Origin of the sequence: Streptomyces sp. HUAS 31 (assembly GCF_028198125.1) — a bacterium.
In the GTDB taxonomy this organism is placed as follows: domain Bacteria; phylum Actinomycetota; class Actinomycetes; order Streptomycetales; family Streptomycetaceae; genus Streptomyces; species Streptomyces chartreusis.
In genome coordinates this window covers 9,417,604-9,443,774 of sequence record NZ_CP116353.1, presented here as the reverse complement: position 1 = coordinate 9,443,774, position 26,171 = coordinate 9,417,604, and the positions used below count along the sequence as shown (strand labels likewise).

The window sequence follows — 26,171 nt, the reverse complement described above, 5'->3', positions numbered from 1 at the left end:
GGGGCGCACACGCAGGGAAGTTCACGGCATGACCATCGACTGGCGCTACACCGACGAGCGGGACCTCGGCATCCTCTCCGTCGCCGGATACCTGGGTCCGCACGCGGTCCATCGCTTCGCCGGCGCGGTCGGCTGGGCCGTCGCCCGCGGCACCGGCGTGATCATCCTCGATCTGAGCGAACTGCGCGGCTGGTCCACCGAGGGCCAAGTGGCGATCACGGAAGCCGCACGCCGGCTGGCCGGCGCGGGCCGGCGGCTGGAACTGGCCGCCATCCCTGCCGACGGTTCCCCGGTCCCGACCGGCAACTGCCCCGACATCCCCGTCCACCCCGACCTCACCACCGCACTGTCCGCCCACAACCGGCGCCCTTCGTCCCCCGAGGACGACCGACAGGCGTGAGCGACCCACGCCCTGAAGGTCAAGGGCAGTCCGACCGGGATCAAGGCAGGCACCACGTGCGCGACATCCGCTTGGCCGACGGAGTGGACGGCCAGGACATCGACTGCAAGGTCGACGGGTTCGGCGCCATGCAGCTGAAGTCCGCCGTGGTCAAGAAGGCCTGACCCGGCACCCGGTCGCTTCCTTCCTCACGGGCAGGTTCGGCGCAGGCCGTGCCACAGGCGAGGATGGACCGCATGTTCTTGATGAGTGCGTGGATGCGATGCACCGGATTCCGGCCGGTGGGGTTGTGCTGTTGTGTCGGGGAGGGGACGACACGATGAGTACGCCGCTGTACCAACTGAAGGCCGAGTTCTTCAAGACGCTCGGGCATCCGGCCCGGATCCGGGTCCTGGAGCTGCTGAGCGAGCGCGAGCACGCGGTCGCCGAGATGCTGCCCGAGGTCGGTATCGAACCCGCACATCTGTCCCAGCAACTGGCCGTGCTGCGACGGGCGAACCTGGTCAAGACCCGCAAGGAGGGCTCGACCGTGTACTACTCGCTGACCAGTCCGAAGGTCGCGGAGCTCCTGCGGGTCGCGCGGACCATCCTGTCCGGTGTCCTCGCCGGACAGGCCGAGCTGCTGGCCGACCTGAAGGCCGCTCAGGACGAGGGGCAGCCGCCGTCGTAGCGGCTGCCCCGAACAGCGATCGTCTCCCGCGAGTGACACTCTCAGGCGATGCGGGAGACGGCCGCCCGTGCCGCGAACTTCAGCCCCTGCGGGAGGCGCCGTCGGGCCACAGCACTTCCACGTCCACGCCGCTGCTGCTGCGAGCGAAGGCCACGAGGTGCGCGGTCGCGTCCCGGCCGCCGGACGGGGAGCCGTCCCACACCGCCAGCACCCGGGCGAAGGCGATCGGCAGTCCCTTGTCGGCGATGGTGGAGGAGGAGCTGCGCCGGCCGCTGGCCGAGTTCGCGAGGCCTGGAAGGGGGGCCGGCAGGCCCTTGCGGGCGGCCGTCGACGTGCCTGCGGCGATGCCGGCCACGCGACACTCGTCCGCCATCACCGCGGTGCTTGCGTCCTGCGGAGCTCGTCGAGCAGGTCCTGTCGGCCGGCCAGCAGCACGGACAGGATCCTGCGGGCCGCGGCCAGCAGTTCGACGACGTCTCCGCCGGCGAGTTCGTACGTCACGGTCGTGCCGGTGCGGGTGGCGGTGACGATGCCGGAGCGACGCAGCACGGCCAGCTGCTGCGACAGGTTCGAGGGCTCGACCTCGATCGCCGCGAGCAGCTCACGCACCGGCTTCGGCCCGTCCTGCAACAGCTCAAGGACCCGTATGCGCACCGGGTGGCCGAGCATCCGGAAGAAGTCGGCCTTGGCCTCGTACCGCGGCATGGGCATGGACGATCACCCCTCGAGCATCCCCGTGGCACCGACGTCGAGCCCGTGCCGCTTCGCCAGCCGCACCGCGTCGTCGAGCTCGTCCTGGGCCACCGCGACGGCGTACACGTCCTCGGCCTTCAGGGCCGCCGCCAGATCGGCGTGGGCCGCGCGTACCCGCGCCAGCAGCGCATCGGCGACTTCGCTCATTCCGACCTCCGGACCGTGGATCACCTAGGAAGCACAGCAACTGACCAATTGAAGAACTCTTCAAGAGTAGCGGTAGGCGAGTGCCGAGAGTGAGGCCGGGTCGGGCGGTGTGGGGCTCAGCCCTCGCTCATGGCGATGAACGCGCCGTGCCACTCGTGGTACCGGACCTGGCCGGTGCCGGCGTTGACCGACAGCATGCCTGTGATCCTGCCGTCCTTGAGGATGTGCAGGGTGTAGTAGCCGGGAAATGCCTCGGTGTCCCCGGGGGTCCGGCCGGAGAGATGCGCGTCGAGCCAGTGCCGGGCGATCCCTCGGGCCTCCGCCGCGGAGACGGTCTTCGGCGCGCCGTTTCGGTGCGTGGGCATGCCGTATTCGGTGTTCCACATCATCGCCGGGCCGTACTCCAGCCAGACGGCACCGCTGCGCGGGTGGACGAGGACTTCGGTGGCGCGCTTGCCGGCCGCGGTGAGGAGCTCGGCGTAGAAGTTGCGCGAGAACTGCATGACTTCGCCGACCCGCAGGTCGAGTCGGTCGGCGAGGTCCTGGGCGCGGGCCTTGGCCTCGGGGATCGAGGTCACCGGTTGCCCGTTCCCGGTCAGGCCGCAGACGTGTCCGCCCATCATCGACGGCCCTGTCCGATCGCCCTGGCCGTCGCGGTCGCCCGTCATACCCCAGTGCGACGGTCCGTAGTCGCCGCAGCCCGATGTGGTCGGCGTGGGCTGGTCGTACGCCGCGCGCGACGCGCCGGTGTCACCTGTCCGGCCACTCTGCGCGGCCGCCCAGACCCCGGTGCCGCGCTCGGACACGGGGCGAACGACCTGACGCGGTGCCGATCGGCCCAACCACCGGGGTCGGACGGCGTTCGGTCGTCATCCGGCCATCGGTACCAGCACCACCGGACAGTGGGAGCCGCGCAGCAGGGTGTGCGCGACCGGTCCGAGCTGTGGTCCGAGCCGACTCGTCCTGCGGTGTGCGCCGATGACGACGACCGCCGATTCGCGGGTGTCGTCGAGCAGGGCCCGGGCCGCTCCCCTGCGGACCGTGTGGGTCTCGACGTCGACCTCGGGGTGCTCGTTCCGCAGGCGGGCCAGGTCGAAGCGGGGTACCGCGTCCTCAGCCAGTTCGTTCTGGGCGCGTCGCCGCCGGCCAGGACTCGTTCCGGGGATCAGGGAGGGCAGTTCGGGGGTCATGTGGCGGTGGGCCGAGTGCACGACACGCAGCCTGGCACCTCGCCGCTCCGCCTCGCCGAAGGCGTAGGAGGCGGCATCGGCGTCGGAGTCGTCCTCCAGACCCAGCAGCACGGTGCGCTCGCCGTCGCACGCGTGGTCCCCGCGCACAACGAGCAGGGGGCCGTGCACGTGCGCGGCCAGGCGCAGACTCACCGAGCCGGCCAGCAGCGCGGCGACACCGCCGAGGCCGCGCGTGCCGACCACGGTCAGCTCAGAGCCCTCGCTCTCACGCAGCAGCGCCCGTACGGTGCCGCCCTCCATGCCCTTGACCTCGACGGACAGGTCCGGATGGCGCTCCCTGACGCGTGCGGCGGCCGAGGCGAGGACGGGTTCCGCCTCGTCGCGGTCCGGCACGGCGTGCACGACACGCAGCGCGGCACCCCGGCGCGCGGCCTCGTCGGAGGCCCAGTCCAGCGCTCGTACGGCGTTCAGGGAACCGTCGACGCCGACGACCACATGATGGGGAGTCATCTCCCTCTCCCTTCTGTTCCGTGCTCCCGATGCTGGTCCTTGCGCGGTGGAGCGGGCAGGGGTCGCTCGGCCCGCCGAACCGCCGTACGGCCCTGCCCATTGGCCTCGCCATGCCATGAGGGGATGTGCAGCCCGTACAGGCAGCGCCCGCCGACGAGTTCGCGGCCGGTCACCAACTCGGGTTCGATGCGGATGAAGACCTCGCTGGGCGACGGCACCCAGGAACGCGGGCCGGTGCGGACGAGGCGCTCGTGCTCGGCCGCGTCGGTGATCACCATGGCGGATCCGGTGACGACGACGCTCCAGCCCGAGTGCGCGGCGGCGTCGACCTGGTCGGCCTCGAAGGCGACCACGGAGCCGTCGACCGCGTGGGCCGGTTCGGAGTCGGCCGCGGTGGGCAGCAGGACGGCGCTGTCGTCGTCCAGGCAGAAGTTCACGGGAAGCACCGCGGGCAGGGCCTGACGCGTGTGCACCCTCGCCACTGGTGGCCTGGCCCCGGGGACCGCCCTCTTATCACCTCGTCTCGCTCCTCCCGGTCCGCTCGGTGACCGCGGCCCTGCCCGCCTCCAGTCGGGCCGCCGGGATGCGGAACGGCGAGCAGGAGACGTAGTCCAGTCCGGCCCGCTGGAAGAAGTGGATGGAGTCGGGGTCGCCGCCGTGCTCACCGCACACCCCTGTCCCGAGGTGGGGTTTGACGGTGCGTCCTGCCTCCACGGCCAGTTCCACGAGCCTTCCGACGCCCTCCTGGTCGATCGACTCGAACGGGGACACGTCGAAGACTCCCTTCTCCAGATAGAGCGGGAAGAAGGAGGCCTCGGCGTCGTCGCGGGACAGGCCCCAGGTCGTCTGGGTGAGGTCGTTGGTGCCGAAGGAGAAGAAGTCGGCGGCCTCGGCGATGCGTCCGGCGGTGAGCGCCGCGCGGGGCAGTTCGATCATGGTGCCGATCGGGCAGTCGAGGTGTGTACCGGTCTCCGCCGTGACCTCGGCGAGTACGCGTTCCGCCTCGGCGCGGGCCAGCCTCAGTTCCTCGACCGTGCCGACCAGCGGGATCATGATCTCGGCATACGGTCGGCCTCCCGCGCGCAGGCGGTTGGTCACGGCTTCGGCGACGGCCCGTACCTGCATGGCCATCAGGCCGGGCACGGCAAGACCCAGGCGCACGCCGCGCAGGCCGAGCATCGGGTTCTCCTCGTGCATGCGCTCCACCGCGCGAAGGACTTGACGGTCGTGCGGGTCCGGGTGGACCGCGGCGGCCACGCGTACGGCAAGTTCGGTGCGGTCGGGCAGGAACTCGTGCAGCGGCGGGTCCAGCAGCCGGATCGTCACCGGCAGGCCGTCCATCGCCGCGAGCATGCCGATGAAGTCCTCGCGTTGGAGCGGCAGCAGAGCCGCCAGGGCCTCCTCCCGCGCGGTGTCGTCGCGGGCCAGGATCATCGACTCGACCAGTGCCCTGCGTTCGCCGAGGAACATGTGTTCGGTGCGGCACAGGCCGATGCCCTGGGCGCCGAGGGCACGCGCGCGTGCCGCGTCCTCGGGGGTGTCGGCGTTCGCCCGCACCTCGAGGCGGCGTACGGAGTCGGCGTGGGCCAGCGCCCCGAGGACGGCTTCGGTGACCGGGCCGGTGCCGGTGCCCTTCTCCAGGGCGCGGCCGACGTCGGAGGCGGTCAGCGGGAGCGCGCCGCGGTGGACGGTGCCCGCGGTGCCGTCCACGGAGACGATGTCGCCCTCGTGCACGACCACACCCGCTTCCGTGGTGAAACGGCGGGCGACCGGGTCGACGGTGAGGGCCTCGGCGCCGCACACGCACACCTTGCCCATGCCGCGGGCCACGACCGCCGCGTGGCTGGTCTTGCCGCCACGGCTGGTCAGCACCGCCTGCGCGGCGATCATGCCGGGCAGGTCGTCAGGGGTGGTCTCCCGGCGGACCAGGACCACGTCATCGCCGGCTGCCGCGCGACGCGCGGCCTCCGTGGAATCGAAGACGACCGCGCCGACCGCCGCGCCCGGCGAGGCGGGCACACCGTGGGCGAGCGGCACATCCGCCGGGGTGGTGTCGAAGCGGGGGAACATCAGCCGGGTCAGCTCGGCGCCGTCGACGCGCAACAGGGCCTCGTCCCGGCTGATCGTGCCGTCCGCGCGGAGGTCGTGGGCGATGCGGAAGGCGGCTTCGGCGGTGCGCTTGCCGACGCGGGTCTGGAGGATCCAGAGTTTGCCGCGCTCGACGGTGAACTCGACGTCGCACAGGTCGCGGTAGTGGTCCTCCAAGGCGCGCAGGTGGTCCCCGAGTTCGGCGTAGGTGCGCGGGGCGATGATCGCCAGTTCGCTCAGCGGCAGCGCGTCCCGGACGCCCGCGACGACGTCCTCGCCCTGGGCGTCGGGCAGGTAGTCGCCGTACACGCCGCTCTCGCCGGTGGCGGGATCGCGGGTGAAGGCGACGCCGGTGCCGGAGTCCTGGCCGAGGTTGCCGAAGACCATCGCCTGGATGTTGACGGCGGTGCCGAGGTTCTCGGGGATGTGTTCGCGGTGGCGGTAGATGTGGGCGCGTTCACCGTTCCAGGAGTCGAAGACGGCGCGGATGGCGCGGGCGAGTTGTTCCGCGGGGTCCTGCGGGAAGTCCTCGCCGGTCTCCTGGCGGACGACGTCCTTGAACTCGTCGGTGAGCGCGACGAGTTCACCGGTGTCGAGCTCGTGGTCGCCCTCGACGGCCCGTCGCTCCTTGTGAGCGGTGATGGCCTGCTCGAACAGGTCGCCGTCGACGCCCATCACGGTGCGGCCGAACATCTGGATCAGCCTGCGGTAGGAGTCCCAGGCGAAGCGCTCCTGCCCCGAGGCCTTGGCGAGGCCGCCGACCGACATGTCGTTGAGGCCGATGTCGAGGATCGTCTCCATCATGCCCGGCATGGAGAAGCGGGCTCCGGAGCGCACGGAGACCAGCAGGGGGTCGTCGGGCGCCCCCAGCGTACGGCCCATGGCGCGTTCCAGGCCGGCCAGCGAGTGGGCGGCCTCCACACCGAGCTCGTCCGGTTCCTCGCCCGTCGCCAGGTAGACCTTGCAGGCCTCGGTCGTGACGGTGAAGCCCGGCGGGACGGGCAGGCCGAGCCGGGTCATCTCGGCGAGGCCCGCTCCCTTGCCGCCGAGGAGGTCGGCCATGTCACGACTGCCTTCGGCGAATTCGTACACGTACTTGGTGGGCGGGCTCATGAGGTCTGCTCCTCTCACTCGTGAGGGACGACGGCCTCGGGGCAGCCGACGTGCGGGCCGGCGGTGTGGGTGACGGGTCCGGTGCGGGGGCCGGCCGGGCGCCCGGCGGCCGGGCGCCCGGTCGTCCGCCGGCCGACGACGAGCAGGCTCGCCCCGGTGGCGGCCAGGACCAGCACGGACCGGGCGCGGTCCGCTGCCACCGTCCCCACCACCTCGACCTCGGGATATTTGTCCCTCCACACCTTGATAACCGCGTCGAGGAGACCAAGCCATTCGTCGGCCTGCTCGGGGCCGTTCACCAGGCCGATCTCACCGGGTCCGAGCCCCAGGGGCGACGGCTCCTGCCAGGCGTGCACGACGTACAGCCGGGCACCACGCAGCCGGGCCGCCTCGAAGGCGAACTCGATCACCTCGTCGCAGGAACCGCCGAGGTCGAGGCCCAGGACGACGTCCTGGTAGCCGGTTCGGGTGGAGGAGCGGCCGTCGTCGGCCGGGAGAGGTCATGGGAACGAGTGATCATCACCGGCGTCGACCGGTCGGCATGCAGCCGCGCCGCGGCCGTCTGGGCGGCGCGCGAGGCGCTGCCGCGTGGGCTGCCCGTGCGGGTGGTCCACGTGTCGCCACCGGACGGTCCGGGTACGGACGCGGAGCTGATCGTGGTCGGTCTGCGAGGCGAGGGCGGTGGTGCGGAGGCGCCCGTGTGATCGATCGCCGTGGCGTTGACGCGGGCGTGCGAGCGGCCAGTCCGCTCTGGTGGTGGCCGGCCACCGCTCGGGAGGTACGGCACTGGCACTGCTGCCGGATGCCGGGTGCCGGGTGCCCGGTGCCCGGTCATGGTCGTATCGCAACTGCGCTGCTGCCGGATGGCGGGTGCCCGGTCATGGTCGTACCGGGATGGCGAGCGCCTCGGCCGCCGCAGTCGGCGGGCCATAGGATCTTGGCTGCTGGGACGACCCCGTTGGGTACATGCGTTCGCCTTCCGACCGGGCTGCTCAGGCATGATGGTTGAGGTGCCAGTGGCGCCTTTCCGGAGGGAGCGGAAATGGCAGAGGGTCCGGCAGCGGGTCGCAAAGACGTCCCGGCGGCGCCCCAGTTGCGCCTGGACGAACTGCTGGAGGGCCTTCAGGCACAGGTTGCCCAGGTCCGCGCGACCCGGGACCGGGTGCACACGCTGCTGGACGCGGTCCTCGCCATCGGCTCCGATCTCGACCTCGACGTGGTGCTGCGGCGGATCACCGAGTCCGCGGTGGCCCTGGTGGACGCCGAGTACGGCGCCCTGGGAGTGCTCGGCGAGGAAGGGCGGATCAAGCAGTTCATCACGGTCGGCGTGGACGAGGAGACGATCAAGAGGATCGGCCACTACCCCGAGGGCCGGGGAATCCTGGGCCTGCTGATCAGGGAACCGGAGCCGGTACGCCTCGCCGACCTCGGCACTCACCCCGAATCGGTCGGCTTCCCCGAGGGACATCCGCCGATGACCACGTTCCTGGGGACACCGGTGCGGGTGCGCGACCGGGTCTTCGGAAACCTGTACCTCACCGACAAGCGCGGTGGGGCGCAGTTCGACGACGAGGACGAGGCGGTGCTGCGGACCCTCGCCGCCGCGGCCGGCGTCGCCATCGACAACGCCCGCCTGTACGAGGACACGCGCCGCAGGGAGCAGTGGCTGGCGGCGAGCAGCGAGCTGACCCGCGGCCTTCTGTCCGGTACCGATCCGAACCGGGTGCTGCATCAGGTGGCCGTCACGGTCCGGGCCCTGGCCGGGGCGGATCTGGTGACGGTCGCGGTGCCGTTGGACAGCGGCGACGAGCTGGTGATCGAGGCCGCCGACGGGGAGGACTCTGAGCAGGTACGCGGGCTGGTGCTGCCGGCCGCCACGCTGGCCGCGAAGGTGTACCACTCGAACGAACGGATCACCAGCGCCGCGCTGTCCCAGGAGCCGCAGGACGGCTGCGGCTCGGCGGGACAGATCGACCTGGGGCCGGGGTTCCTGCTCCCGCTGGGCGGCACCGAGCACGCGCGCGGCGTTCTTCAGGTCGCCAACCTGCCCGGCCGACCTGAGTTCTCCGACGCCACCATGACCCTGATCAGCGGATTCGCCGACCAGGCCGCGCTCGCCCTGGAGATCGCCGAGCACCGGCGCGAGGCCGAGCAGCTGATGGTCCTCGCCGATCGCGACCGTATCGCCCGCGACCTGCACGACCTGGCCATTCAACGGCTCTTCGCCTCCGGGCTGACCCTGAACTCGGTGCTCGGCCGGATCGCCGACCGGCCCGACGCGGCCGAGCGCGTCCAGCGGGTCGTCGACGACCTCGACGACACCATCAAGACCGTACGGGGCACGATCTACGCGCTGCGTGAGCGCGACCGTGACGGGGCGCGGGGCGGACTGCGCGCCAAGTTGCTGGCGGAGACCGACCAGGCCGCCGAGGCGCTCGGCTTCACCCCTGCCCTGCGGATGACCGGCCTGCTGGACACGGACGTTCCTTCCGAATATGCCGATCACCTCGTGGCCGTTCTGCGCGAGACGCTCTCGAACGCCGCCCGGCACGCACATGCCACCCAGCTGGAGGTCACGGCCGAGACCGACAGCCGCCGGCTCCGGTTGCGGGTCGCGGACAACGGGAGGGGCATCGACCCGGCCGTCACCCGGCGAAGCGGCCTCGAGAACCTCCGCCGCCGCGCCGCCGATCTCGGAGGCAGCTTCACCGTCCGGCCGAACGAGCCCAGCGGCACCGTCGCCGAGTGGACGGTGCCGCTGCCGGCGCAGCCGGGGGCCTGAGCCGGGTCACCGGGACAAGGCCCCGCCGACCGCGGTACGCGCGGCCTCGACGGTGCTGAGGTTGGCGAGGGCGGCCGGGAAGACGCCGTCCTGTTCCTTGAGGATGTGGTCCAGGGTCCGCACGCCGTGGCCACGGGGGCCGCGGAGCGGCGGAACGCCGTCCCAGAACCACCCTCCGCTTCTGGGCTCACCACGGGCCTGGGCCGTCGGCCCCCTGCCGACGGCCGGACGGTCCGGGAGAGGGGATCAACCGTCCCTCCTCCCGTCCCCGGTGCCGCACGGTCGGAGCGGTCCGCGCGGATCAAGGGCCGTGATCAGCTGTCCTCACGTCCCCACCGGGTAGGGCCTGTCGGCCCTACCCCGTCACCGCGCCCCCGGGGACCATGGACTGATGTTCCAGAACGACGCCTTTCGCGCACTCGGCCGGCAGGAGTGCCTGCGCCTGCTCGCCGAGGTGCCGGTAGGCCGCGTTGTCTACACCCGGCACGCGCTGCCCGCGGTGCTCCCGATCAATTTCTCCCTGGACACGGACGCCTCCGTGCTGCTGCGCACCTCGCCGGACTCGGACCTCGTGCGCGCCATCGACGGCGTCGTGGTCGCCTTCGAGGCGGACGAGTTCGATGCGGCGACCCGGTCCGGCTGGAGCGTGGTCGTGACCGGACGGGCGACCGTGGTGACCGATCCCGCCGAGCACGAGCGTCTGCTGCAAACCGGCCCGACATCCTGGATGCCACTGCGGGACACGGTGTTCGTGCGGATCGAGTCGGAGATGGCCGCCGGGCGCGAACTCACGGCCAGGCAAGGCATCAGCCGCCCGTAGCGAGCGGCGGGCCGAAACGATGCCCTGAGCCGACGAGCCCGGTCCCCCATTCGCCCGTAGATTGGGGATTGCAGGCAGTCGCCGCTCGTGGGCCTCCTCTGAGAGCGCGTGATGGCAGCGGACATTGATTTCACGGCGTTCTTCGACGCCACACCAAGCCCGTACCTGGTGCTGGATACGGACCTGGTGATCCGTTACGTCAATCGGGCATACCTGCAGACCACGGGAAGAACTCGGGACGAGCTGATCGGGTCGCACTTCTTCGACGCCCTGCCGGAGAACCCCCATGCCCCCGACGACACACAGCACAACCTGCAACGGTCGCTGCGCCGGGTGCTGGAAACCGGGAGACCGGACACCCTGGTACTGCAGCGATACGACATCCCCGCCCTCCAGAATCCGGGAGAGTTCGAAGAGCGCTGGTGGTCGGTGGTCCACACCCCGATTCACAGGCCCGACGGCAATGTGAAGCGGATCGTGCAGCGCGCCGAGGATGTGACCGGCTTCATCCATTCGCACTGGGCGGGCCAGCTCACAGAGGAATTCACCGAACGGGAGAAGGGCCTGGCGGCCGAGCTGTACGCCCGGGCCCGCGAGTTGCACGTCCTCAACGAGGAACTCCGCCGGGCCCATGCCCGCGAACGGCAGGTCGCCGTCACTCTGCAGGAAGCGATGCTTTCCGCCCCGGACCTCGACCGTCACACCGACTCGATCGCCGTGCGCTACCAGCCGGCAACCACCTCACTGAACGTCTGCGGTGACTGGTACGACGTCGTGGACCTGCCGCCCGACCGCTACGCCGCGGCGGTCGGAGACGTCGTCGGCCACGGTCTGCACGCCGCGGCCGTCATGGGGATGCTCCGCAGCGCCCTCAGCGCGGCGATCCGCACCACCCCCAGCCCCGCCCAGGCCCTGGAAGTCCTCGGCCTGTACGCCCGCTCCCTGGAGGGCGCCACGGCCGCGACCGCGGTCAAGGTACTCATCGACACCCGCAGCCGGCTGCTCATCTACAGCAACGCGGGGCACCCACCGCCCGTCCTGCTCCACCGCGACGGAACCTGCGAACTGCTGGACCAGGCAACCGATCCACCGCTCGGCGCCCGTTTGCACCACGTCCCCCGCCCCCAGGCCGGCCTCCCCTACACCCCCGGGGACACCCTCGTTCTGTACACCGACGGCCTCATCGAACGCCGCGACGAGGACATCGACGCCAGCCTGGACCGCCTGACCACGACCCTGGCCGAGGTCAGCTCCCACACCCCCGAGGAGCTCGCCGACGCCCTGCTGAGCCGCCTCGACGTGGCCGACGGCGCCCCCGACGACATCGCCCTCATCGTCATCCGCCTCTAGGCGGGCCCCCTTGCCGCACCTCAGGCCATGAGACGGCCCGTGTGAGAGAGGCGGCGGGCCGCAGCCAGCAGGGCGTGGATCTGCGGACCGGCGTGATCGATGTGGCGCACCGGCTTGTTGAAGGGCAACCGGATGTCCCGGTGGGAGCGCGCCTTTTCCAGACGCAGGGTCAGGCCGTAGCGGTCGATTCCGACGGGGAGAGCGCGCCGGACGCTGCTGTCCGGGTACGGGCGGACCAGGCGCACGAGCAGGGGGATGAGTTCGGGGTGGTCGTCGACGAGGTGGGTCAGCATGCCCGCCTCACTCGTCGCCAGCGGGTCGAGCTCGGTTGCCTCCAGTTCCTGGAGGGTCACATAGGCGCGTCCAGCGCTGTCTTCCAGCACGCACTGACCGAGCTCCATGCAGGTGCTCTCCGTGGACCCCGGGTCGTACGGCCCGGCCAGCAGCCCCGTCAGCGTGACTCGGGCCCGCAGCCGGTCCCGTACGGGTGTGGGCGCTACGTCGGTGAGTTCCAGCCGGACCGGCACCCGCCCGCCGGGCGGGGAGCCAGGTCCTTCGAACGGCGCGTGCAGATGGACGTGGCCCATGACTCCGGCGCCGTCGAGACGACGGACTTCGCTGTGCCGCCCGTCGGTCACCACGGTCATCGAGTGAGCGACGGCCAGAATCGAGCGGGCCCTTTCGGCGGCTGTCGGAGCCGCGGCGCGCAGGGCGTTACGACGCATCCGGATCCTCCCAGAGGTCCAGGTGTTATTTAGGTTAGCCTAACCTAACCCATCAGCTGTCGGACGTCGACCACGCCCTCCCAGTGGACGGTTCGGTCGCACCAGCGCTTCAGAAGCGCATGGCCGTGCCGACGGCGAGCAGGCCGGCGCCGTTTGCGCGGCGGTACTCCTGGACGACCGCGTCCAGCGCGGCGGTGATGGAGGCGTCGAGCATCGCGGTCATCTCGTCGCAGATGCCTCAGCGAGGGCGCAGGACAAAGGCTCTGGCGAGGCAGGCGCGTTGGAGTTGACCGTCACTGACTCCGTGGGGACGCCTGCCCATGAGGTCCGGGGTCAGGCCGACGGTGGAGGCCAGTTCGGCGACCCGGTCCGGCGCCTCCTCGCGCCGGCCGGTGGCGCGCATTGGTTCGGCGATGAGGTCGGTGAGCCGTAGCCGAGGGTTCGCGGAGAGCCGGGGTTGCTGGAAGACGACGCCGAAGGACACGCACCATCGGGCAACGGTTCGGCCATGGGCGGCACCGTGAGCCGACGGTTCGCCCCAGGCGGAACGACAGATGAGCACGCGGACGAGATGCCGACGCGGATGGCCGTCGACGACCGTGTCGTGGACATCGCCCCTCTTCTCCGTGGGCGACGACACCGCACTCGTGATCCGCGGAGACCAGGACCACTTCTCCCTGCTCGCGGGGTACTCCCCTCGGCGGGCTTCAGTGCAGCATCGATGATCGTTCGGGCCAACTGTCTCACATTGACTCACCCTCACTCTCCGGCAGAGTGGGCCCAGGCAGGCCTCACGTTGACACCTATCGTCTGCGGACGTTGACTTGCGGGACGGCGCAGGGCCGGGAAGGGCGAGGTCGACCGGGTCGCCGGAAGCCTGCGGCAGGCCGTCGAGAAGGCGAACGGCGTCTTCGGGCGGTGCCCCCACCCTCATGGAAGCGGTGCACACGACGATGTACGACCAGACACGCGCCCAGCAGCCCGCGGGCCGGCCCTCGGGCCCCGCCGGAGGCCGTACCACGGGCCCTGAGCCACTGCTCCCCTCCGCCGAACGGGAGGAAATCGTGCGCTGCCTCGGACATGCCGTCAACATCTTCGCGGACAGCCCGCGCGAGGCGCTGGAAGAGGCAGAGGGCGCGTTCGACGAAGCCACGGCCCAGCTCGTGAACGCCCTTGCCGAGCGGCGGCGGGCCCTCCGCGCGGGCTGGGCGGATCTGGCCCCCGAGACACAGTCCACCGAACTCCGGCTCGCACTGCGAGAGTACCGGGAGCTCACCGGACGGCTGCTGCGCGCGTAGGCGGCGGCGGACGGCAAAACCGCGTACCCAACAAGAAAACATGCGGAATTGTTTCCGGCCCGTGATCGAGCACGCCGTGCTACTGTCGAATCAGGTTGCAGTTGTGGTTGCCAAAAGGGTTCATTTTCCGACGGGTTGATCATCACGGCGACACGGAGTCCGCAAAAGGCGAGCTTCGAGCACCGTTTCCGAAGGAGAAATGACATGGCCACCGGCACTGTGAAGTGGTTCAACGCCGAAAAGGGCTTCGGCTTCATCGCGCAGGACGGCGGCGGCGCCGACGTCTTCGCCCACTACTCGAACATCGCCAGCCAGGGCTTCCGCGAGCTCCAGGAAGGCCAGAAGGTGTCGTTCGACGTCGCTCAGGGCCAGAAGGGCCCGACCGCCGAGAACATCGTTCCGGCCTGACACCGGTTCTGACGCATATTTCGTAGCTGGGGCCCGCACCTTGGGGGTGCGGGCCCCAGCTCGCTGTTTTTTCAGGGGATTCGCCCCTGCTGCCTTCGGCTCGTTCTCGCGATTCCCTGCGCCGTTCATCGTGCGGCGGAAAATTCCTTGATACGCGCCTGCATCGAGGAAGGTTCTGCATGAACCGAGCACGCCCTTCACGCACCACCCGTCCCACCCGTCCCACCCGTAAATACGATCGCTCCGAGAGCTCCGCCACAGGCCGCGTCGGCACCCAGCACCGGTTCCAGCCCAAGCCCGGGGGTCACGGTGGCCGACTCGCCGCATCCAGCGACGATTTCACGCCCCCGAAGACGATCGAGCCCGCGCTGCCCGCCGTCGAGTCGTTCGCCGAACTCGCCATGCCGGCGCCCCTTCTGGCCGCGCTCGGCCACGAAGGCGTGACCGTGCCCTTCCCGATCCAGGCGGCCACGCTGCCGAACTCCCTGGCCGGCCGTGACGTTCTCGGCCGTGGCCGTACCGGTTCCGGCAAGACCCTCTCCTTCGGCCTCCCCGTGCTCGCCCGCACGGCGGGCCGACGCGCCGAACCGCAGCAACCGCTGGCCCTGATCCTGGTGCCCACCCGCGAACTCGCCCAGCAGGTCACCGACGCCCTCACCCCGTACGCCCGGGCCGTAAGGCTGCGGCTGGCCGGCGTGGTCGGCGGGATGCCGATCGGCAGGCAGGCGCATGCGCTGCGGAACGGGGCAGAGGTCGTCGTCGCGACGCCGGGGCGGCTCAAGGACCTCATCGACCGAGGTGACTGCCGACTGCGCGACGTAGCCATCACCGTCCTGGACGAGGCGGACCAGATGACCGACATGGGGTTCATGCCCCAGGTCACCGCACTGCTCGACCAGGTGCGTCCCGGCGGCCAGCGGATGCTCTTCTCGGCCACTCTGGACCGCAACGTCGACCTGCTCGTCCGCCGCTACCTGAGCGACCCGGTGGTCCACTCCGTCGACCCGTCGGCGGGTGCCGTCACCACGATGGAGCACCACGTCCTCCATGTACACGAGGCGGACAAGCACCGTACGACCACCGAGATCGCGGCGCGGGACGGTCGGCTCATCATGTTCCTGGACACCAAACACGCGGTGGACCGGCTCACCAAACACCTCCTCGGCAGCGGCGTCCGCGCCGCCGCACTGCACGGCGGCAGGTCCCAGCCACAGCGCACCCGGACTCTCGCCCAGTTCAGGAGCGGGCAGGTGACGGTGCTGGTGGCGACCAATGTCGCGGCGCGCGGAATCCACGTCGACGACCTCGACCTGGTCGTCAACGTGGATCCGCCCGGCGATCACAAGGACTACCTGCACCGTGGTGGCCGTACCGCTCGCGCCGGCGCGTCCGGCAGCGTCGTCACCCTGGTGACCCCCCGTCAACGCCGCGGCATGACCCGCCTGATGGTCTCGGCCGGCATCAACCCGAAGATCACCGCGGTGCGTCCGGGCGAGGCGGAGCTGGGCCTGATCACGGGCGCCAAGGCCCCGTCCGGCGTCCCGGTCGTCATCCCCGCGCCGAGCGCGGAGCCGCCCCGCCGGGCCGCCGCGGCCCGTGCGTCGGCCTCGGCCCGGAATCGCCGAGGGCGCACCGCTCGGGGCCGGTCCGCAGGGCAGCGACGCGCCGCGTGACGTATCGGCGGTGCGCCGTCGAAGCGGCGACCTGCCCCGAGCCAGCTCGATCAGAACGTCCGCCGGCACCACAGGAGGCAGCCGTGACACCGATTCAGATGCGTCGAAGCCCGACCGCTCCCGGACTTCCGACCGGGGCCGGCCACCCGGACACGACCGAGCTGCGGGTCGGTGACGACATGACCGTCGAGGTCGCTCTGTCCGTCATGGCCGGCGCCGATGTGGAGTACCTGCTCCTGTGCGACGGGGACGACGAGCGCACCGGCTCGGTCACCCGGGCCGAACTCGTCATGCATCGCGACAGCTCCGCCTACACGGACCGGGTCCGCCTGCGGGACGTCCTCGGTGTGCCGTGCCCGCTCGTTGGCCCCTCACCCTGTGGTGCTTCAGCGCTGTAAGCGGGCCTGATACCCGTTCGAACCGACCGGAAGACCCAGTGCCGCCCTCGCCGGCGGGCTTCCGACCCCGCACTGGCCACGGGTGACTTCAGGCCATCGGCCGCCACCACCCCGTACTACAGGTCGGTGAGCCATCACTCGGAAGGACCGCCGCGACGTCGCGGGGTTCCGCGATGGCCCGGGCCATGGCCCGCCTGGGCTTCACGGGCATCTCGGGAGCCCCGACCCGCAGGACTCGTGATGCTTTGCGGCGGGCGGCGCTTTGTCGCCCGCCGCAAGGCTCCGACCGGACAGGAGATGGGCCTCGTGTGCCCTCGTCCCGATCCGCCCGAGCTCCATCGGGCGCCCGAACTGTTCGACGAATGCCGGATGGTGCGCGCCCGCGGCCATCTGGACCTGACCACCGTGGCGCTTCTGACGCACGCCCTGGAGGAGGCACGCACCGGAAATGGGCGCGTCTTTCTCATCGTTGACCTTCGTGAGGTGAGCTTCACGGACGGAAGCATCCTGTGGCCCCTGTGTGCGGCCTGGGACGCCTGCCGGGCCCGGCAGGGCTGGGTCAGAGTCGTCCACAGCAGTACGGCGATCGACCTCGTCCTGCTTGACGGCGGCGTGCTCAGCCGCTTCCCTGCCCACGCCAGCGCCCAGGACGCCTGGTGCGGAAGAACCACGGCAGCGCGTGGCGCAGTACCCGCCCTCACTTCGACGCGTCCTACCGACCCGGACGCCCAGTGATGTGCGGGGTCGTCCTCTGCATGAACTCTGGTCGGGCTGTGCGCACATCCTGCCGCGGCAGACGCAGAATGCCCGCCGCTCTCAGCGGAGCACCAGCAGGCGGCGCGGAGCGAAACGGGACACCCCGCCGCCCTCGGCCGGGAGACAGCGCCAGCCCCAGGCCAGCAATGCCTGGAACGTGTCCACGTCAAGGTGGTCGACCAGGGTGACGCCGAGCGCGCCGATGTGGTCTTCGAGCAGCCGCTTCTGCAGGCGCCGGGCGAGGTTCCACTCACGGGTCAGGTCCTGGGTGCGCACCCGGCGCTCGACGAGGACGCCGGCGACCGCGAAGAGCTTGCCCGAGGCGGCGACGCGGACCAGGTTTTCCGGGAGATACCCGTCGAGGCCCTGCCACCATGGGCCGGTGCCGCGCACGGGGAAGCCGTATGCACATGCCGTGAGGACGGTGGCGCCCGAGGGGCGGACGGCCTCCGCGACAAGCAGTTCGAAACCCGGCCGCCGCATGTGACCCGCGAGCCGCCGCCGGAAGGCGTCGGTCCTGGCCCGGTACGGGCCCAGATTCCCCGGCTCGGCCGGCTCGCTCGACAAGGTGTGAGAGTACAACTCACCGAGCTCCCACATCCGGTCGTCGACCTGGCGCCGGGTCAACGGCCGGACGAACACGCCTCTCTCGGGCGACGGCCCCTGCCGCCGTGGCGTGCACGGTATCTCGGGAGGCGCCCCATGGCGCCCAGGCGTCCCGGGGCTGGCGGTCGCCGGGCGGTCCGGCATGTGCGCGGTCATGAGGCGAACCCTGCCTCGGGCCCGGACGAGGTCCGGGCCCGGCATCGTCGTTCGCCGAGAACGGCACTCGGCACATGAGCCGGCACACGAGAAGCCCTCGGCGCCTACGAGGCTACGCCCGCCCCGGCGACGAGCGGGGACCTCACCCCGATCCTCACAGCGAAACGGCCGCGCGCACAGCGGGAGCAGCCATGCCGGACCGGGCCGTCACCGTCACCGTCGCCGTCGCCGTCGCCGTCGCCGTCGCCGTCGCAACGAGCGATGACACGCGCCGGCACGACCCGGGACCGCCGCGAGTCCGAGGGATGCCACGTCCGGCCGCGAAAGGCGGCCGGACGTGCGACCGGACCGGGCGCCGCGCGCCGTACGCGCTGGGCCTACCGCAGGCCGGACGGGGGTTGTCCGCCCGGGAGGAACGGAATGCGGTCGTGCGGATGGGCATCCGCGGCTCGGTCGGCACCCGGCATGCAGCGGAGCACGCGCGTGGCCAACGGCCGACCGGATCCCACCACCGGGAGACCATTGGGCCCTTTCGGGACCGGCGAAGTTGGTCCGGAAGGTCGTACGGCAAGGACCGCAGGTCAAAGGTGCATCCGAGGGTGTGCCCATGGCTTTCTGCGTCCGAGCTGGTCGCCGCCGCCCATGTGCACACCATCAAGGCGTACGGCCCCGACCGCGTCGCCGGCTTCTCGCCGATCCCGGCGATTCGGCGCCCGGGTCTCGCCGAGCCGCATGAACCAGGGACTCCAGCCGGCGCCGGACCGTGACACGCACTGGCTGCTCCTGTCCGCCTGGTACGGGGTGATCGCGCTCCTCGTGCTCACCCGCTTCTGGGCGTTCTGGAGCACCCTGCTCCGACACCTCCCCGAATCACCGAGCGCCACCCTTCATCACTCTCCGTGCGCACCGCGTGATCTGCTGATGTGGGCGAAGCAGCCCGGGGTGTTATTGAATGAAGTGTGCGGTCAGGAATCTCGGGACCCTGTCGCCGGGGTTCCGTTACGGCCCCGGCGCTGTGCCGGGGTTGGCGAGCGAGCTGAGAGAGCCGCATGGACTCCACCCCCTCCCCCTCGTCTGCCTCGCCATTCGACATGGTCAGCAGTGCTCTGGGGCAATACATCCCGCGCGGCGCGGCGGCAGCGGCCGCTGACTCTGCCGACACGCAGGGGGACAACGGCGCCCACCAGCACACACCCCCGAAGCCGACGCCCGGCCGTCAGGAGCAGATCCTCGGCGCGGTCAACCTGGACCGGGATCTGAAAATCACCCGCCGCAATCTCGACCCCGCCGTTTTCGCGGGAGTGGAGGCCGTGATCGGGAGCCCTTTCGTCGATCTTCTGCCTCCCTGGGACGTACCGACGGTCACCAGGCGTCTGCGGCAGGTGCTGGAGACGGGTGAGCCGCACGTCGCCCGGGTGCAGCGCCTGCGGCGCGGTGACGGGTCGGAGCTGGTGGTCTCGATGAGCATCCTGGCCGCCGCGGCACCGCAGGAGGGGCTGACCGTCACGCTGATCGCCATGGCCAGGCGGCTGCACCTGTACGCCGCCGAGACCGCGATCGGCACATCGCTGGACATCGGCGAGACCGCACAGTCGCTGGCGGAGTCCCTCCTGGCCTGGGGAGACGTGGCCGCCATCGACCTCGACCTCGCCGTGTGGACGGGCGAGGTGGTCACCGAGCAGCCGCAGCGGCGCATCCGGCTGCGGCGAGCGGCCCTGGTACCGGACCGGGCGTGGCCCGACGGCTACGTGACCCCGGGCGACGATCTTCCGAGCGACGCGAGCCGTCTGCTGTCGCAGGCGATCCGGCGCGACGACGCCGCGCAGGCCATCGTCCTGCCCGACCGGGCGTCGATCGAGCGAGTGCTCGGCAGTGAGCGGCTGATACACGCCCTGGTCCCCAGTGACCGAGCGGCGGGCGTGGCGTACGTACCGCTGGTCCTGAACGGCGCTCCGCCGGTCGTGCTGGGTGTGGCGGAGGTCTGGCGGCGGGCGGGGCGCCCCTTCGACGACAGTGAGCTGCTCGACCTGCAAGAACTGGTGGCCAGGACCTCGCATCACGTGGACCTGGCCCGTCAGCACCAGCGCGAGCACACACAGGTGCTGGCACTGCAGCGCCGGCTGCTGCCGCGGTCCAGCGGCGACACCATCGAGACCGCGAGCATCTACCAGCCCGCCACCCCGGACAGCGCGGGCGTCGGCGGTGACTGGGTGAACAGCTTTCCGCTGCCGGACGGCCGTACTGCACTGGTGGTCGGTGACGTCGTCGGGCACGGCCTGGGAGCCGCGGCGACCATGGGGCAGCTCAGCATGGAGGCCCGCGCGCTGCTGTCCGCCGGGCTGGCGCCGGACGAGGTCCTTGAGCACCTGGACGAGACCGTGTCGCTGCTGGACGACGCGGAGTCCGGGCTGGCCGCGGGTTACAGCGCCCTCGGGTCGACCTGCTGCATCGCCGTCTACGACCCGGTCAGCCATCGCGTGACGCTGTCCAGCGCCGGCCACCTTCCTCCGGTGCTGATGCTTCCGGACGGCCTCGGCGGCCCGGTCGCGGCACGGCCCCACCCCGGGCTGGGCGCCGAGTTCGCACTGCGGGAGCCGTTCGACGTGCACGCCTTCGCCGCGCCCCCGGGCTCGCTTCTGGCCCTCTACACCGACGGCCTGGTGGAGGATCCCGCCCTGTCGATCGACGAGGGCATCGGCAGGCTGGCGGACGCCGTGTCCAAGGTGCATCCCTGGGACGCCCTGCCGGAGGCGACGCGGCGCGTGGTGACGGCGCTGGCGCCCGCGAACAGGCGCGACGATGTGACCCTGCTCCTCGCGCGCATGATCGGCTACCGCAAGGGGGACACCGCGACCTGGCGGCTGCCCGCCCGCGGTGACATCGCGGCCCGGGCCCGCGTGCTGGTCTCCGGGCTGCTGGGGCAGTGGTGCACCAGGGAGGACACCCGCGACAGCGTTCTGCTGGTGGTCAGCGAACTGGTGGCCAACGCGGTCCGCTTCGCCACCGGACCCATCACCCTGCGGATGATCAGGACGGGCAACGGGCTGCTGTGCGAGGTGGGCGACACCGGCAACGGCAGGCCCCGGCTCGGCCGCAACGAGCTCCTCGACGACGCCGGTCGCGGCCTGCACGTCGTCCATGGACTCACCACCCGGTGGGGCGTGCGGTGGACCGACACCGGCAAGGTGGTCTGGGCCTCGATCGCCAGGTGACGCGGCTGCCGGTGGGAGGGCGACGCCCCTTCGAGCGGGGCGGGCGAGCCCGCCCTACAGCCACTGCCCTTCCAGCGCGGTCGCCGTGAGGCCCGGGGCCGCCGCGTACAGGACGGCACGGCTGCCCGGCTTCTGCCCGGCGTCGTGCGCCCGGCGCATGATGTCGAACACGGCGGCGCCACCGCGGTTGCCGGTGGTGTAACTGTCCCGGCTGTAGTCCAGCAGTCCCGAGGGCCAGCCGTCGGGCATCGTCTGCTCCATGTACTCCAGCACTCGCGTCCCGCCGGGGTGCGCGAGCAGTACGTCGGGGTGCCAGGAGTCGGGGTCGTCCTGGTACCGGGCGCCCAGCCAGTCCCACATGGCGGTGACCGTCTCCTGCACGGCGCGCGGCCCGCGCCGGTCCATCACGAAGTGGGTGCCGTCCTCCCGGGTGTCCAGGCGGTGCAGGTCCTGGGTGCCGGGCAGGGTGTGGCTCCAGGAGGCGTCCAGTCGCAGCACCGACTCGGCCCGCCGGCGACCGGTGACCACGGCGGCGACCGCGGTGTCCGCGAACAGCAGCCGGACGATCAAGGACTCCAGGGTGTCGTCCGCGGGCTGGTAGGTGGTGCTCAGCGCTTCCGAGATCACGACCAGGACCACCCGGTCGGGGTCGGCGGCCACGAGATCCGCGGCCAGTGCCAGGGATCGGGTTCCGGCGATGCAGGCCCACTGCGTGGCCGGCAGCAGCATCACGTCACTGCGCAGCCCGAGCCTGTTGGCCAGGGCGACGTCCAGCCCGGGCAGCGCGGGGGTGGTGGAGTTGCTGGTGATCACGCAGTCGACGTCCGCGGCGTCGAGCCCGGCGATCTGGAGGGCCCCGCGTGCGGCGCGCTCCCCGTAGGACTGCACGGCCTCCCAGGCCGGCGCGGTGCGTTCCTGGACGGTCTGCGGCGCGGGTATCGATTCGAGGGCGGCGATCACACGATCCACGTCCTGCTCGGTGAAGCCGTCGCCGGCCAGCGCCTCTCGGGTCGGTCCGACGCCGGCGGCCGGCAGGCCGTTGCCCTTGCCGGGCGCGACGGCGGTCTCCAGCGGCAGCATCCAGCCACGGGTTTCAATGCCGGTGCTCGCGGCGATGCCGTCGATGCGCGGCGCCCATGCCGCGTCGGGGTGCCGGCCGTGCACCTCCGCCACGATCTGGCTGGTCTTCACGGTGTGCTCGCCGTGTATCACGGCAGGCGGGCAGAGGTAAGCGGCCATGGCTTGCACCTTTCTACGGGGAGCGAGGCAGAACGTCACGACCGCTGTGTCATGGATCACTTCGGCACGATGCATCCAAGTCGATGCCTGTGCGCTCTACTTCGGGCTGCTGAGTCCGTTTCGAGCATGGACGCTAAATGGACATTTACGCTGTGACCTGGGCAACTTGGATCACTTTTGACATGCGTGACACAGCGCACAGTGCGGCATGAGGGCACGGCGTGCTGCCGCACCTGCCTGACGCGCCGTCAGTCCGTGGCTCAGGGGCGGATGCGAGCCACTCCCGCGTAGATGCCACTGCCTTCCGGCTCGGTGGCCGGGGTGGAGGTGAACCAGTCCGTCGCCGTCACCAGGCCGGGAGGCACGAGGTCCAGGCCCTCGAAGAAGCGCTCCACTTCTCCACGGGGGCGGAAGGCGAGCTGGATACCACCCTTGGCGTACTGGGCGACGACCAGTTCGGCGAGTTCCGGGAACAGGTCGGACGCGGCGTGCGACAGGATCAGATAACTGCCCGGGGGCAGCGTGACGACCAGGGCCCGGACGATGCCGTGGGCGTCCTGTTCGTCGGTGATGAAGTGCATCAGCGCGATGAGCGACAGCGCGATGGGGCGGTCGAAGTCCAGGACGTGCCGGGCATGCTGGACGATCGCGTCAGGGTCGCGCACATCGGCCTGGATGTAGTCGGTCACTCCCCCGGGACGGCTGATCAGCAGCGCCTCGGCGTGCCGCAGGACGATCGGGTCGTTGTCGGCGTAGACCACCTTGGCCGACGGCACGATGCCCTGCACGATCTGATGGAGATTCGGCTCGGTCGGGATTCCGGTGCCTATGTCCAGGAACTGATCGACGCCCTGCGCGGCGAGCCACGCGGCGGCCCGATGCATGAACTGACGGTTCTGCCGGGCGGCGTCCCTGGCCTCGGGCGGCAGCATCTCACCGACGGCCTCGTCGACCGGGTAGTTGTCCTTGCCGCCGAGCAGCCAGTCGTAGACCCGCGCGGGGTGCGCCTTGCTGGTGTCGACCGGCCGGGACGGCTGTGAGTTGGTCGTCATGGCAGCTCCATCGCGCGGGTGAGAGGTGCAGACCTGCTTCCCGGTGATCATACTCACCTCCGTCATCTCCCTTGCGAGCAGGCCGACTTGAGCGCCTACCTCGGCCCGGCTGAGATCTCGTTGATCAGGAGGCCCTGCCTCAGCCATCGCACGAACGCGAAGGCCCAGGTGGCGGAGAGGACGAGCAGCAAGGCGAGCGCGAGGAGCCAGGGGGCGGGGCGGGACCAGCCGACGAGGAGGGCCACGACCGCTGCGATGACGAGCACGGTCTGCACCGACTTGTAGGCGGCGGGGTAGCGGTCGTAGTCCGCCAGGGTGGGCAGCAGCACCACGGTGGTGATCAGCATGACGGCCACCGACCCGCTCATCAGCCAGCTCACGGAGACCGGTGCCCGGTCGTCGGTGGCGTGCTCCACCAGCCCGACCATGCCCGCGCCGGCCGCCGCCACGGCCATGGTCAGCGGCAGGTGCATGAAGATCCATGTCGCCAGTGAGTGGCCGCTCTCGCGCGGCAGTCGTCGGGACACCAGGTCGGCGTAGTTCCACCAGAAGCCGAAGCCGACGGCGAGCCCGAGCAGGCCCGTGGTCGTGACGAGTGCGCTGCGTTCGGTGTCGGTGAGACCGTTCACGACACCGATGACGACCTCGCCGAGCACGATGATGATGAACAGTCCGAAGCGCTCGACCATGGTCTCGGTCACGACGTCATAACTCGGCGTTCTGCGCCAGAAGATGAGGATGACGCACTCCACGCCGCACCACCCGACGACGAACGCCGCCCACACGGCGTGGCGGGCGTCGGCCGACAGCGGTACCGACGCCGCGATCACGAGGATGCCCACGACCATGACGATCAGATAGCGCCGGGGCGTCTTGCGCAGCTCCGGTCGGTCCTGGCGGTACACGGAGTACCACTGGTAGCTCAGCAGGGCCAGCAGCAGTGCGTAGAGGGCCGCCAGGGTGCGGCCGTCGTCGCCGTCCGCGTGGCCGACGTAGACGGCCATGAGGCACAGCAGCAGCATCTGTACGAAGATCAGCGAACGGGTGTGGCCGTCCTCGCGGCCGTGCAGTTCGTAGAAGAGTGTGCCGTTCAGCCAGGCGATCCAGATCAGCCCGAACACCACCGCGAAGGTCGCCGTCCCCCGCCAGGAGACGTCCTCCGCGAGGGTGTGGGCCGCCTCGCCGATCAGGACGACGTAGACAAGGTCGTAGAAGAGCTCCAGAAAGCTCACGCTGCGACCGATGTCGGCCTCGCCGTGGCGGCGCGGCGGGCGGAAGAGCCAGCGGCGGGTGCCGGTGCCCAGCGGGACTGCCTCTGCGCCGGCGGGACGGGGCTCGGGGGCACTGTCGGACATATGAGGCTCCTGTGTGGCGGCCGAACGTGTGGCGAAGTGATGGTGACGGCTGCTCTCCCGCGGCAGGGGCGGGCACGCCGCAGTATGTCGAACAGCTGTCGGTGATTCGGCAAGGCGGAGCAGTGAGGTTCGTGTCCAGGAGCTGACACGAGCCGCTGGTCCCCGGTCGTGCCCGACCGGGGACCAGCGGCTTCTGAGTTCACCGCAGCCAGGGGTTTGCGGTTCACGAAGGGCAGGCGGGCCTCCCTTCGCAGCGGATTCCGTTGTTGACGCAATCACTGTCGCGGCTTCGGGCATGCCACGGTCCGATGCCGATGGTCCGCATCCGCAGGGCTGAACGGCCCCATTCCCGGGCCCTGTTGGGCCGCCGTCGCGGCTGCGGTCACAGGGGTCTTCCGGGCCAGTCGAGCAGGCGGGCGCCGATGACCGCGGTCTGCAGGGTGTAGCGGTGCGTGGGGTCGGCGGGGTTCGTGCCGGTGAGGGTGTGGATGCGGTCCAGGCGATAGGTGAGGGCGCGGACGCTCAGTGCGAGTCGGCGGGCGGTCTCGGCGGCCACGCATCCCGCGTCGAAGTACGTCGTCAGGGTGTCGAGGAGCGGCTGGGGTCCGCCGCGGGCCTGTTCGAGCGGGCCGAGGGTGCTGCGTACGAGGTCGACGAGAGCCTGCCGGTCGCGTGCCAGGACGGGAAAGACCAGCAGGTCGGCGGCGCGCAGGAGCGGGTCGTCGAAGCCCATCCGCTGGGCCACGTCGAGGGCGTTGAGGGCTTCCTCGTAGCTGTGCCCGATCCCGACGGCGCCGGATCGGGGCCGGCCGATGGCGACCTGGCCGCCCTCGGTGGCGGCATGGGCCTGCTTGGCGAAGTGGGTCAGGACTTCGCCCTGGTCACCGGGGGCGACGCACACCATCCGGCCGTCCTTGGTGGTGAACAGGATCCGGCGGTTCTCGAACCGGCCGAACAGCGCGTCCTCGACCCGGCGCGGCACGGGGTCGGTCTCGTCGTACTTGGCGGGGCCCTCGGCGACGGCGACGGCGTGGACGCGTGACAGGCGCAGCCCGAACCGTTCGGCACGGGCGGCCAGGTGGCCGGAGTCGCCTCGTCCATGGAGCAGGTCGTCGATGAACTCGCGTCTGGCCGCCTCCTCCTGACGTACGACGAGACGCTGGGCCCGCTCGTATCCGTCGGCGAAGGCGTCCATGGCCTGTTCGATGACGGTCAGGACGCTGTCCGGGTCCACCCCGGCCGGCCGGGCGGCGCGGCCGGCCACGAGGTGCTCGCGGACCAGGACGCGCCATCCGTAACCCGATGCGGCGGCTCGGGCGCCGAGCTCGCGGCGGGAGTTGAGTTCGTCCCGGGTGAGGCGGCGGCCGGTGGGAGCGGCATCCGCCAGGATCTCGGCGTAGCCGTCGAGGAACTGTCCGGGGTTGTCGTAGGTCGTCACTTGCGCCTCCCGCCTGCGCGCGGCTGGTTCGG

General features: G+C 71.0%; 25 protein-coding genes and 3 pseudogenes. 13 read left to right on the top strand and 15 right to left on the bottom strand.

Annotated features, from left to right (window positions below):
* Positions 1-28 precede the first annotated feature (28 nt).
* The 3 genes and pseudogenes from PGH47_RS41005 to PGH47_RS40995 all read left to right on the top strand — a co-directional run bounded on the left by PGH47_RS41005 (position 29) and on the right by PGH47_RS40995 (position 1,070).
* Positions 29-400 carry an STAS domain-containing protein gene (locus PGH47_RS41005; RefSeq protein ID WP_271667714.1) on the top strand — a complete coding sequence of 124 codons (372 nt, stop codon included), beginning with the start codon at positions 29-31 and terminating at the stop codon, positions 398-400.
* A 9-nt stretch (positions 401-409) separates the two neighbouring features.
* Positions 410-564 (top strand): annotated as a pseudogene (locus tag PGH47_RS41000) (PhnA domain-containing protein); the annotation flags it as partial.
* A gap of 155 nt (positions 565-719) precedes the next feature.
* Complete coding sequence (locus PGH47_RS40995; protein WP_107910708.1) at positions 720-1,070, top strand: ArsR/SmtB family transcription factor; 351 nt, start codon at positions 720-722, stop codon at positions 1,068-1,070.
* Between the two features lie 79 nt (positions 1,071-1,149).
* Here the strand turns inward: PGH47_RS40995 and PGH47_RS40990 are convergent, their stop codons facing one another.
* The 8 genes and pseudogenes from PGH47_RS40990 to PGH47_RS40955 all read right to left on the bottom strand — a co-directional run bounded on the left by PGH47_RS40990 (position 1,150) and on the right by PGH47_RS40955 (position 7,281).
* Entirely contained in the window at positions 1,150-1,443 is a 294-nt protein-coding gene (locus PGH47_RS40990; RefSeq protein ID WP_271668303.1) for a hypothetical protein, read from the bottom strand.
* Entirely contained in the window at positions 1,443-1,781 is a 339-nt protein-coding gene (locus PGH47_RS40985) for an ArsR/SmtB family transcription factor (RefSeq protein ID WP_271667713.1), read from the bottom strand. Before PGH47_RS40985 ends, PGH47_RS40990 begins: the two co-directional genes overlap by 1 nt.
* A gap of 6 nt (positions 1,782-1,787) precedes the next feature.
* Positions 1,788-1,970 (bottom strand): hypothetical protein, encoded by a 183-nt coding sequence (locus tag PGH47_RS40980; RefSeq protein ID WP_030949972.1) that lies wholly within the window; start codon positions 1,968-1,970, stop codon positions 1,788-1,790.
* Between the two features lie 116 nt (positions 1,971-2,086).
* Positions 2,087-2,776 carry a hypothetical protein gene (locus PGH47_RS40975; RefSeq protein WP_271667712.1) on the bottom strand — a complete coding sequence of 230 codons (690 nt, stop codon included), beginning with the start codon at positions 2,774-2,776 and terminating at the stop codon, positions 2,087-2,089.
* A 63-nt stretch (positions 2,777-2,839) separates the two neighbouring features.
* Entirely contained in the window at positions 2,840-3,670 is an 831-nt protein-coding gene (locus tag PGH47_RS40970) for a universal stress protein (RefSeq protein WP_271667711.1), read from the bottom strand.
* A 119-nt stretch (positions 3,671-3,789) separates the two neighbouring features.
* Positions 3,790-4,164, bottom strand: a pseudogene (locus PGH47_RS40965) (pyridoxamine 5'-phosphate oxidase family protein); the annotation flags it as partial.
* Positions 4,165-4,183: 19 nt separating this feature from the next.
* Positions 4,184-6,871 carry a pyruvate, phosphate dikinase gene (gene ppdK / locus PGH47_RS40960; RefSeq protein ID WP_271667710.1) on the bottom strand — a complete coding sequence of 896 codons (2,688 nt, stop codon included), beginning with the start codon at positions 6,869-6,871 and terminating at the stop codon, positions 4,184-4,186.
* A 14-nt stretch (positions 6,872-6,885) separates the two neighbouring features.
* Positions 6,886-7,281: a universal stress protein gene (locus PGH47_RS40955; protein WP_333938192.1), complete on the bottom strand. Its 396-nt coding sequence runs from the start codon at positions 7,279-7,281 to the stop codon at positions 6,886-6,888.
* Between PGH47_RS40955 and PGH47_RS43160 the strand changes: the two genes are divergently transcribed.
* The 4 genes from PGH47_RS43160 (at position 7,222) to PGH47_RS40935 (ending at position 11,823) form a co-directional block, all read left to right on the top strand.
* Entirely contained in the window at positions 7,222-7,575 is a 354-nt protein-coding gene (locus tag PGH47_RS43160; RefSeq protein WP_333938191.1) for a universal stress protein, read from the top strand. The genes PGH47_RS40955 and PGH47_RS43160 overlap by 60 nt on opposite strands.
* 338 nt (positions 7,576-7,913) lie before the next feature.
* A complete protein-coding gene (locus tag PGH47_RS40945) occupies positions 7,914-9,653 on the top strand; it encodes a GAF domain-containing sensor histidine kinase (RefSeq protein ID WP_271667709.1) in 1,740 nt (579 codons plus the stop codon).
* A gap of 391 nt (positions 9,654-10,044) precedes the next feature.
* Positions 10,045-10,473, top strand: a complete 429-nt coding sequence (locus PGH47_RS40940; protein ID WP_271667708.1) for a pyridoxamine 5'-phosphate oxidase family protein — start codon at positions 10,045-10,047, stop codon at positions 10,471-10,473.
* A gap of 111 nt (positions 10,474-10,584) precedes the next feature.
* Positions 10,585-11,823 (top strand): PP2C family protein-serine/threonine phosphatase, encoded by a 1,239-nt coding sequence (locus PGH47_RS40935; protein WP_271667707.1) that lies wholly within the window; start codon positions 10,585-10,587, stop codon positions 11,821-11,823.
* 20 nt (positions 11,824-11,843) lie between these two features.
* Here PGH47_RS40935 and PGH47_RS40930 read toward each other — a convergent pair whose 3' ends face one another.
* Both PGH47_RS40930 and PGH47_RS40925 read right to left on the bottom strand, forming a co-directional pair.
* Entirely contained in the window at positions 11,844-12,548 is a 705-nt protein-coding gene (locus PGH47_RS40930; RefSeq protein ID WP_271667706.1) for a DUF2470 domain-containing protein, read from the bottom strand.
* Between the two features lie 44 nt (positions 12,549-12,592).
* Positions 12,593-13,029 (bottom strand): annotated as a pseudogene (locus PGH47_RS40925) (ATP-binding cassette domain-containing protein); the annotation flags it as partial.
* Positions 13,030-13,501: 472 nt separating this feature from the next.
* On the opposite strand from PGH47_RS40925, the gene PGH47_RS40920 reads away from it, so the two are divergent.
* The 5 genes from PGH47_RS40920 to PGH47_RS40900 all read left to right on the top strand — a co-directional run bounded on the left by PGH47_RS40920 (position 13,502) and on the right by PGH47_RS40900 (position 17,060).
* Positions 13,502-13,846: a hypothetical protein gene (locus PGH47_RS40920; RefSeq protein WP_271668276.1), complete on the top strand. Its 345-nt coding sequence runs from the start codon at positions 13,502-13,504 to the stop codon at positions 13,844-13,846.
* A gap of 204 nt (positions 13,847-14,050) precedes the next feature.
* A complete protein-coding gene (locus PGH47_RS40915) occupies positions 14,051-14,254 on the top strand; it encodes a cold-shock protein (RefSeq protein WP_190074444.1) in 204 nt (67 codons plus the stop codon).
* Between the two features lie 179 nt (positions 14,255-14,433).
* Positions 14,434-15,927, top strand: a complete 1,494-nt coding sequence (locus PGH47_RS40910) for a DEAD/DEAH box helicase (protein WP_271667705.1) — start codon at positions 14,434-14,436, stop codon at positions 15,925-15,927.
* 83 nt (positions 15,928-16,010) lie between these two features.
* Positions 16,011-16,325, top strand: coding sequence for a CBS domain-containing protein (locus tag PGH47_RS40905; RefSeq protein ID WP_376056854.1), 315 nt, complete (start codon positions 16,011-16,013; stop codon positions 16,323-16,325).
* Between the two features lie 306 nt (positions 16,326-16,631).
* Positions 16,632-17,060 (top strand): STAS domain-containing protein, encoded by a 429-nt coding sequence (locus PGH47_RS40900; protein WP_271667704.1) that lies wholly within the window; start codon positions 16,632-16,634, stop codon positions 17,058-17,060.
* 81 nt (positions 17,061-17,141) lie between these two features.
* On the opposite strand, the gene PGH47_RS40895 is transcribed toward PGH47_RS40900, so the two are convergent.
* Complete coding sequence (locus tag PGH47_RS40895) at positions 17,142-17,648, bottom strand: hypothetical protein (protein WP_271667703.1); 507 nt, start codon at positions 17,646-17,648, stop codon at positions 17,142-17,144.
* A 1,244-nt stretch (positions 17,649-18,892) separates the two neighbouring features.
* Here PGH47_RS40895 and PGH47_RS40890 point away from each other — a divergent pair.
* Complete coding sequence (locus PGH47_RS40890) at positions 18,893-21,055, top strand: ATP-binding SpoIIE family protein phosphatase (protein ID WP_271667702.1); 2,163 nt, start codon at positions 18,893-18,895, stop codon at positions 21,053-21,055.
* Positions 21,056-21,109: 54 nt separating this feature from the next.
* Here the strand turns inward: PGH47_RS40890 and PGH47_RS40885 are convergent, their stop codons facing one another.
* From PGH47_RS40885 to PGH47_RS40870, 4 genes are all read right to left on the bottom strand, one after another.
* Complete coding sequence (locus PGH47_RS40885; RefSeq protein WP_107910690.1) at positions 21,110-22,294, bottom strand: polyketide synthase; 1,185 nt, start codon at positions 22,292-22,294, stop codon at positions 21,110-21,112.
* 260 nt (positions 22,295-22,554) lie between these two features.
* Positions 22,555-23,346, bottom strand: a complete 792-nt coding sequence (locus PGH47_RS40880; protein WP_271667701.1) for an SAM-dependent methyltransferase — start codon at positions 23,344-23,346, stop codon at positions 22,555-22,557.
* A gap of 95 nt (positions 23,347-23,441) precedes the next feature.
* Positions 23,442-24,701 carry a low temperature requirement protein A gene (locus tag PGH47_RS40875; RefSeq protein WP_271667700.1) on the bottom strand — a complete coding sequence of 420 codons (1,260 nt, stop codon included), beginning with the start codon at positions 24,699-24,701 and terminating at the stop codon, positions 23,442-23,444.
* A gap of 382 nt (positions 24,702-25,083) precedes the next feature.
* On the bottom strand, positions 25,084-26,139 hold the full coding sequence (locus PGH47_RS40870; RefSeq protein ID WP_271667699.1) for a PucR family transcriptional regulator: 1,056 nt from the start codon (positions 26,137-26,139) through the stop codon (positions 25,084-25,086).
* Between the last annotated feature and the right edge of the window lie 32 nt (positions 26,140-26,171).